Raw genomic sequence first — 8265 nt, 5'->3', positions numbered from 1 at the left:
TCCGAAATTAGTTGACCACTACACTTTAACTCAAGACGCTCAGACCGTACCGCACCCAAATCAATCTCCGCCTCTTCCTCAAAGGTATCGACATAGCGTGGAATATTTAGATTAAAGTCATTTTCTTTAATTTCATCAAAGCTCGCTAGATACGCGTACTTATCGACGCTTGAACGCGCTTTATAGGTTTCGATGACTTTGGCAATATTGGCATCAGTGAGCTGGTTTTGATTTTTACCTGATTTAAACTCATTGCTGGCATCAATAAATAACACCGTGTCATCAGTTTTATTCTTTTTAAAGATGAGAATTGCGGCTGGAATACCCGTTCCAAAGAACAGCTTTTCAGGCAGACCAATCACCGTATCGAGCAGGTTCTCTTCGATGAGTTGCTGACGGATTTTGCCTTCACTGGACGCACGGAACAGAACGCCATGCGGTACGACCACGCCCATTCGGCCGCCTTGTTTTGATGAAGAGGCAGGTTTTAGCGTCTCAATCATATGACTGATAAAGGCATAATCGCCTTTGGTCTTGGGCGGTACACCGCGATGGAAGCGACCATAGGGATCGCTGCTGGCATCTTCATGACCCCATTTATCCAGTGAGAACGGTGGGTTGGCAGTGACCACATCGAACTGCAATAACTGACCGTCTTTATCGAGGAGCAGCGGATTACGAATGGTATCGCCCCACTCGATACGGTGGTTGTCCTCACCATGCAAAAACATATTCATCTTGGCCAGTGCCCACGTCGAGCCAATGGCTTCTTGACCGTATAGCGCATACTTCTTAGAATTTGAGTTTTTGCGTACCATCGCCCCGCACTTAATGAGTAGCGACCCTGAACCACAAGCAGGATCACATATCTCATCACCTTCGACAGGCTCAAGGATAGTCGCTAGTAAATTCGACACTTCGGGCGGTGTATAGAACTCACCAGCCGTCGCTCCACTACTGGCGGCAAAGTGCTTGATTAAATATTCGTAAGCATTACCAATCACATCTAGGCTACCGACCCGCTCGGCACTTAGATTGAGAATATCTTTACCAAAGTCTTCTAATAAATGACGCAGTAATTCGTTCTTTTGTTTTTCTTGACCCAATTTATCGGTGTTAAAGCTGATATCTTGGAAGACGTTTTTAAGCTTAGTACCGTTGGCTTCTTCAATCGCATGTAGCGCCTCATCGATACGTTGACCGTTGCCCGGCTGATGACGCTGCTCGTATAGATCCCAAAAGCTTGCGCCCTCAGGTAAGACAAAACGCTGCTTGGACATCATGGCATGGATCAGTTCTGGGTTGTCGCCGAACTGCTCAACCAGTTTGTTGTACTCATCGCGATAAACGTCAGACAGATACTTGAGGAACAACATGGTTAAGATAAAGTCTTTATAGGTATCGGCGCTGATCACCCCACGGAAGGTGTCACAGGCGTTCCAGACGGCTTTGTTGATATCGTCTTGATTAATTTTATTGATAGTTTTAGTAGTAGTGCTGGTCGGCATTTATGGTTCCTGAATACTTTGAAAGGTATAAGTTTTATAGGGGTCGATTATGGTGTCATGCATTCGCTTTGCTTAGAAGTATAGCGCACATTGTCGTTTCTAATAAGACTCACTACACTCCAATTTTTGGCTTGTGAGAATGCTACTAATTTAGATATAGATAATAGTTAGAAGCACTAAACTATCGTAGCAATAATATTAAGACTAAATTTTTGTTTTGCAATTGAAAATAGCTTTGATTACTATTAAGTTTCTTACTGAAATATAACGACAGGTAACAACATGAAAATAAATAAGCTATATACAGGTATCGTATTGGCAGGCGCATTAATGGTGTCAGGCTGTGGAAGTGACGATGATGGTGAGTATGTAGGAGGCGGCAGCGGCAATGGTGGGCCTATCGTCAACAATGAGCTGAACTACGCAACATTTGACCCTTTCAGCGACGTGGTCAATGGACAATACAAAACAGGATGGGGTAAATTTGATTTCAAGCTCAATAATAATGGCTTAATTCGTAGTATTTCTACTGTTGTGGGTAGCTCGCCTACTGCCTATCAAGACAGCAGAAGCGATGACCTTAGATTAGAATATTATGTTGGTAATAATTTATTCGCCGCTGTTCCTGAAGAGTTCGATAGTAAGTTCTATAAAATCAACTTCGTAGATAGCGATACGTTCAAGCTAAAAATTCAGTCAGGTAGCAGCATCGTTAATTCGACTTATGACATCATTACTCTTGACCTCACTGGCGTCGGCAAGCAGCCAGGAAATGCTCAGACTGGGATAGAGACAGATTTAGATTATTTCCCTGATAGCTTTAACGCTACTTTCCCTAGTGGCTCTCAATGTTACATATTTTTAGAAACACCTGATCAAGACTACTATACTTTTTCTGATTATGATGAGGAAGGCAGTATGACGATAGATCAGTGGATTGCTAAAGAGAAAAAATACAATACTGTCAGCAATCTTGTCAAAGAAAATGTCGGAAGCAAAAATGAATTGCAAGCGGTAAGATATACTGATGAAGATGGCGATATCAATGCTGCTGTGGTATACAAAGGCTTAATTTATGAAGCTTATTATTACCAAAAAGGTATTCAAGAGAAAGAAGATATCGACCCTAATATCGCAGAGGTCTACTGTAATCAATACAATAGCGTTGCCACCAAGTTCTTAGAAACACAAATTAAAGCTGTTTATCAGAATTAACCAAATATAGTTAAGACCTAATTTGATGTTTGGTAGATTTTATCAGTTAGTGGTTATTATATAATTCACAAAAAAATGGCACCTCAAGTAGGTGCCATTTTTTATAACGCGATGTTAGTTTACACTAGGTAGTAAAAGATGGATATGCCAAACAAACGTAATAGAAACCATTCCCTCACTTAATTTCTAGTCTATATTTTTTATCTAGGCCTATTATAGCGTCTCTGACAATGCAATTAGGCTATCCTATTACAGAGGTTTGTATATTTTTATAATCTTTAAATAATTTCATCAATTCTTTATAGGCTACTCTTAGCGGTTGCTCTTGAAATCTATATGAAAGCCTTCCATTATTAAACTTAGCTTCATTACTAAAAATTCCTTGAGTATTTAGTGAAGTAACTTCATCAATTAAAAAGCTCTGAGTTTCCCACAACATCGCTCGTAAATAGATATGATCTTCAGTCAAAACCATGCCATTGGTACCTGTAAAGATAAAGGCATCATCAAATATTAGTAATATCTTTTCATTTGATAATTCAAACTTGTCTTCTATAGCCTTCATTGATTCGGGTGAGAATTTAGCATTGTCTTTAATCTTATCGTGCGTATATACACGCTCATTATTTTTGAAATCTTCAGAGGCATGTTTCTGTATGTAGGCATAAAAACTATCGTCACGATATAAATAGTCACTTTCTATATGTTCTTGAGCTTGCGTCATATTTTTAGAAAGATTAATTTTCTTATTAGATGTATCACTAATACGATTTTTATTTGCCATCAGACTTAGTAAAGCAACTGCTAATAATTGATGACGGTTGACAACCTCTTCATCAGCTTCAGTGTCTAGCGTATCGGCCGCTAACTCACCTTCCGCTATATTTATTCCTGTATCGTTTAATAATTGTGATGAGTTCTGTTCTAATATAGGCGCATCGATCTCTACTGGAGTAATATTAGTATTGTTTATACTATCAAGCTGAGCATCAATATCTATAATAGATTCTGTGGTAAAAGCATTTAGACTCGCTGAATTTTCTGATATAGAAGCGACCGATTTACCAAAGCTATCAGTAATATTAAAGCCATTTTGTTCAGATGTAATGCTACCCATATTGAAATGATTAGCATCAGTGACTTTCAAGCTCGCTCCATTTTGCTTAATAAACCCAACAGTATCACCTTGACTGTCTGTTATTTTTAGACTGGCTCCATCATTTTGTATGTAGAAACTGTCAAAACTACTATCACCAAGTTTAATTTGATTAAAACTGCTATTAATAGCTGAGCTTGTACCATCTTCATACTGTATTTGTTGACTATTTTGTAGCTGCTGAAAGAATCCGTTAACCGTAATGGTCGAGTTGGCAGTCAACATAGCAGTCGTAGCGACTGGATCAGAAACAGATACCTCTGTGCTAAAAGCACCTTTGTAGATAGGGCTCTCTTTCATAAACGCCACATCATTTGGCATTGGCTTTGCTGCTGCTGCGGCTTCACCGGCGACGGTCTCCCCTGAGCCTACCCCTTCTGCAAAGTCCGCACCTATATTTAATTTCAAAAAAGGTAAGACGATTGAGATAATCAGAATAGGAGCTTCAGACATAATCTCAAGAGCTTTTTGAACGGTATAGCCACGATAATCTACGAAGCTTTTTAAGATTATGGGAAACATTACAACAGGGATAATTAAACCAGCTGAGGAATTAGACTCAACTGTTCCATTTGCCATGATAGCTATAGGAAAGAAGTAAATAAACAGTCCAGCCATTACTAAGCCAAAATGCTGAAACAGGTAACCAAGACGCTTTATAAAAAAATATAACAGAACAGGAATATATATAATCAATAGAAAAGGAATAGCCATAGCCGCTATTCCTAATAATAATAAGATAGCGATAACTTCAAAATTTCGAATAATAACCTTGAATAAAGCTGCTACTCCTAACAACAAAAGACCAATGATACCAATCATAGGCTGAACTGAGCCTATTAGTAATAGTAAAGAGTAAATGCCGACCGCCATCCAAAACAGGTTTTGTTGAAGAGCTTTTGGTGTTATTTCAGAGTCATCAATAGGTGGAATGATGCTGGAAAGTTCTTGAGTCACTGTTTACTTCCTTAAGGAGTGCTAATCTATTAAATAGCTATTATTTTTAGTGCCTTTTGAAAGCAATTTTTGTGCCAAAAAACTTACATATGGTGACACGGTGTATAAATAAAGTGATAGCTTCGATTCCAGACTAAATTAATATTATTTATCGAAAAAGCTATCTTCCTTCTGCTACTTCAGCTTCTTCTCTAGAAACTTGTTCAGGTCTATCCGCATACCAAATACCATCAATATTCTCAAAATCAAATGAGCGAGTAACAACATCACTGTTACCTAAAGCTTCTACAGATAAACTGACAATACAACGAAATTCAACATCTTCTTTATAACCTTTATATTTGCGTGGTGGCTTAGGCTCACATTTGATGTAATCAAAATCTACTGAATCAGGTGTACGCACAAAACTCTCTAAAACTTTTTCTTTAACGACTGATTTGCTTGGCCCATTACCACTACAAGCTATCAATGTTATTGGTAAAAACAAAGCAAACAACTTTAAAAAATTCATATTTATGTTCCAGCTTTACATTTTTTTTATTTTTAGCCATATCTAATTTAACTAATCTTCGTTCAAAAAATAATAAGATTTAGTAGTAGCACTGAAAGTATCTGATTTTATTGGCTAACGTATCTTATTCTTATCGGTATCTAATACAGCATCTTTATATTTAACACTACCATTAAAAAAATTTATAGATTCTTCTATAGGGGTTACTCCACTATCTAGGTTACCGTAATTGGCACATGCTGGCTGGATTTTGTTGCCATTAGTTCTTATATATACAGCTTGATGAGAGTCTCTACATTCGTATTCGTGATCCAAAGTTTCGCCATAACCAGGAATAATAATCTCTTTACCTTCGGCGATTTTTCCAATACTGACTTCGATATTCTTAGCAAATGCTTGAGAGCCCCCTAACATAGAGACAAGCAATGCGCTTACTATAAGACTAAGTTTCAGATTATTCATGCTATAGGATCTCGATTAGTGTTGAATATAAAGTGTGGAATATAGCTTATTATTAATAGATAACGCAATGAAATTAAGCTATCACAGCAATAACTATTGAATAGCTATAGTTTCAATAGCTTTTTGCTTAATAAGCTAAATATTCAAGATACACATTAAACAGCCTAAAATCTCACGACAACTGTCGTCGTCTTAATCATATCTACCCTTGAATTCTCTAACCTCTAACCTCTACACTCAGAGCCATCTCATCCAATTTCTTAGATATAAATATTTGGATGCAACCCTCTTTATGCCGACAATAACCCGAGTCTGCCATGTATGCGCTCATCGACTGCAACAGCTTTTACGCCAACTGTGAGAAGCTATTCCGACCTGATCTAAAGGACAAACCGGTTGTCGTGCTCTCCAATAACGATGGCTGTGTGGTGGCACGCTCACCTGAGGCGAAGCTGCTTGGTATTAAAATGGGCGCGCCGTACTTTCAAGTCAAAGACTTCTGCACAAAAAACAACGTCACCGTCTTTAGCTCTAACTACACCTTGTACGCTGATATCTCCCAACGTGTCATGACGACACTTGAGACTCTGTGTCCAACGGTGGAAGTCTACTCAATCGATGAAGCCTTTTTATACTTGGATGATTATCCCATTGCCATGCAAGATCTAAGTGCTTATGGCAAGAAGCTAAAAGCAATTGTTGAGATGCACACTGGTATTCCAGTCGGTATTGGTATTGGTAGTACTAAGACCATGGCAAAGCTTGCCAATCATGCCGCTAAGAAGTATCCAGCAACCAAAGGTGTTTGTGTATTAAAAGACTTAACGTGGATAAGACGTTTAATGCAGATTACGGATATTAGCGAGCTGTGGGGCGTGGGTAGTCGTTATAAAGTTAGACTCAATGAGATGGGGATTCATACCGTTTATCAGTTAGCTATCTGTGAGCCCGCCAAGATACGTCAGCACTTTGGCGTGGTACTTGAGCGTACTTGCCTAGAGCTAAACGGACAATCGTGTATTGGTATAGAAAGCATAGAGCCAAAGAAACAAATTATCTCCTCATGTTCCTTCTCTAAACGTATCACCTGCCCCAATGAGCTAAGCGAATCCATCTGTGGTCATGTGGCAAAAGCGGCTAGTAAGCTCCGTAAGCAAGACAGCGTCTGTGCTTATATCGGTGTCTTTGCTAAGAACAGTCCTTTCAGTAAGAATGAGGCTTATGTCTCTATCTCTGGTGAATATCAGTTTATAACACCGACAGCAGATACTAGAATTATGGTCACAGCTGCTCGGCAAGTGCTCAAGGTTATTTATAAAGCAGATGTACGCTACGCTAAGGCAGGTGTGATGCTACTTGGTATTTGCCAACATAATGAGGTACAGCTTGATTTGTTTACACAAGCAAGTGATAACGATCAGAATGGCAGTAAGAGCACTAAGAAAAGTCTAGCATTGGTCGCTATCATGGATGAGCTCAATCAAAAGTACGGGCAGAACAGCAATCAGCAAGCAGCGGTATTTATTGCCAGTGAAGGTATTAAAGATAAGCAGTCATGGCAAATGAGCCGTAATATGCTTTCTCCTTGCTATACCACCAACATCAATCAATTGCCTAAGGTGCATTAGATGACTGTCAAAATAATCGGTAAGCTGACCAATGAAGGTGAAACGGTATTGCTGTCTCTATACAGTGATAAAGTGAAAGCGGGCTTTCCAAGCCCAGCAACTGACTATGTTCAAAACCGTATTGATTTAAATACCTTGCTCATACGCCATCCAGCATCAACCTATTTGGTCGAGGTGGAAGGTGACAGCATGATTGATATTGGTATCTACCCTAATGATATTCTTATCGTTGATCGCTCACTAACAGCTTGCCATAAAGACATTGTGATAGCACTGATAGATGATGGTTTTACTGCCAAGCAATTAATACTGGGTGAGCACATCATACTGCGAGCGCATAATGAGAATTATGCCGATATCGTGGTCAAAGGATCGCTTGAATTGTTTGGAGTGGTGGCGAGTAGTATTAGACGGCTTAAGCGGTGAAATAGAAAAATTGACCTTAACTACTAGAAACGGTTTTTTAGTGATAGTATATGTTTGAAATCAAATAATGCCGTAGAAATATTTAGTTACATTTTATTGTAAGATAAATCCCGAAGTGTGCCATGCATCCGATACTTGAAAGCTGTTGGTCTAATTGTTGGTCTATTTCACCAATTAATATATAGAAATCCTTTATAATCAAACCCTTAATATTATAGATCGACTTCCTCCTTCACCGCCAATCTTATTCTGCTTAATCAAAGCCTCTAGCTTTTCCCATCTGTTCAAACAACTCCGAAATACCTTTTAATCCAAAATACTTTCTGAAATTTTTAATTACAAACCTCTTTTTGGCTTAATCTATTTGCCTATGTCATTTTGTAACCTTTTATTTATTACATT

Annotated in this window: 7 protein-coding genes; 3 read left to right on the top strand and 4 right to left on the bottom strand. The window is 38.6% G+C overall.

Translation table 11 applies throughout. The features are described 5' to 3' along the window. A partial coding sequence (locus B2575_RS12160; RefSeq protein WP_296242316.1) for a type I restriction-modification system subunit M occupies positions 1-1508 on the bottom strand: 1508 nt, incomplete at its 3' end. 282 nt (positions 1509-1790) lie between these two features. On the opposite strand from B2575_RS12160, the gene B2575_RS12155 reads away from it, so the two are divergent. Next, positions 1791-2723 (top strand): hypothetical protein, encoded by a 933-nt coding sequence (locus tag B2575_RS12155; protein ID WP_296242314.1) that lies wholly within the window; start codon positions 1791-1793, stop codon positions 2721-2723. A 241-nt stretch (positions 2724-2964) separates the two neighbouring features. Here B2575_RS12155 and B2575_RS12150 read toward each other — a convergent pair whose 3' ends face one another. The 3 genes from B2575_RS12150 to B2575_RS12140 form a co-directional block, all read right to left on the bottom strand. Then, positions 2965-4836 carry a hypothetical protein gene (locus tag B2575_RS12150; protein ID WP_296242312.1) on the bottom strand — a complete coding sequence of 624 codons (1872 nt, stop codon included), beginning with the start codon at positions 4834-4836 and terminating at the stop codon, positions 2965-2967. Positions 4837-4996: 160 nt separating this feature from the next. Beyond that, entirely contained in the window at positions 4997-5347 is a 351-nt protein-coding gene (locus B2575_RS12145; protein ID WP_296242310.1) for a hypothetical protein, read from the bottom strand. A gap of 114 nt (positions 5348-5461) precedes the next feature. After that, the gene (locus B2575_RS12140) at positions 5462-5809 is read right to left on the bottom strand and encodes a hypothetical protein (protein ID WP_296242308.1); all 348 of its coding nucleotides are present in this window, start codon (positions 5807-5809) and stop codon (positions 5462-5464) included. 317 nt (positions 5810-6126) lie between these two features. Between B2575_RS12140 and B2575_RS12135 the strand changes: the two genes are divergently transcribed. Beyond that, complete coding sequence (locus B2575_RS12135) at positions 6127-7437, top strand: Y-family DNA polymerase (RefSeq protein ID WP_296242307.1); 1311 nt, start codon at positions 6127-6129, stop codon at positions 7435-7437. Next, positions 7438-7863 (top strand): translesion error-prone DNA polymerase V autoproteolytic subunit, encoded by a 426-nt coding sequence (gene umuD / locus B2575_RS12130; RefSeq protein ID WP_296242305.1) that lies wholly within the window; start codon positions 7438-7440, stop codon positions 7861-7863. It begins immediately after the preceding gene. Positions 7864-8265 lie beyond the last annotated feature (402 nt).

Origin of the sequence: Psychrobacter sp. UBA6739 (genome assembly GCF_002453835.1) — a bacterium.
GTDB lineage: Bacteria > Pseudomonadota > Gammaproteobacteria > Pseudomonadales > Moraxellaceae > Psychrobacter > Psychrobacter immobilis_A.
This window is presented reverse-complemented; position numbering and strand designations above follow the sequence as displayed.

What these genes read in the sequence shown, in the direction of transcription:
- B2575_RS12155 (WP_296242314.1), top strand. Translation starts at nt 1,791, where the DNA reads ATGAAAATAAATAAGCTATATACAGGTATCGTATTGGCAGGCGCATTA.
- B2575_RS12145 (WP_296242310.1), bottom strand. Translation starts at nt 5,347, where the DNA reads ATGAATTTTTTAAAGTTGTTTGCTTTGTTTTTACCAATAACATTGATA.
- B2575_RS12140 (WP_296242308.1), bottom strand. Translation starts at nt 5,809, where the DNA reads ATGAATAATCTGAAACTTAGTCTTATAGTAAGCGCATTGCTTGTCTCT.
- B2575_RS12135 (WP_296242307.1), top strand. Translation starts at nt 6,127, where the DNA reads ATGTATGCGCTCATCGACTGCAACAGCTTTTACGCCAACTGTGAGAAG.
- umuD (WP_296242305.1), top strand. Translation starts at nt 7,438, where the DNA reads ATGACTGTCAAAATAATCGGTAAGCTGACCAATGAAGGTGAAACGGTA.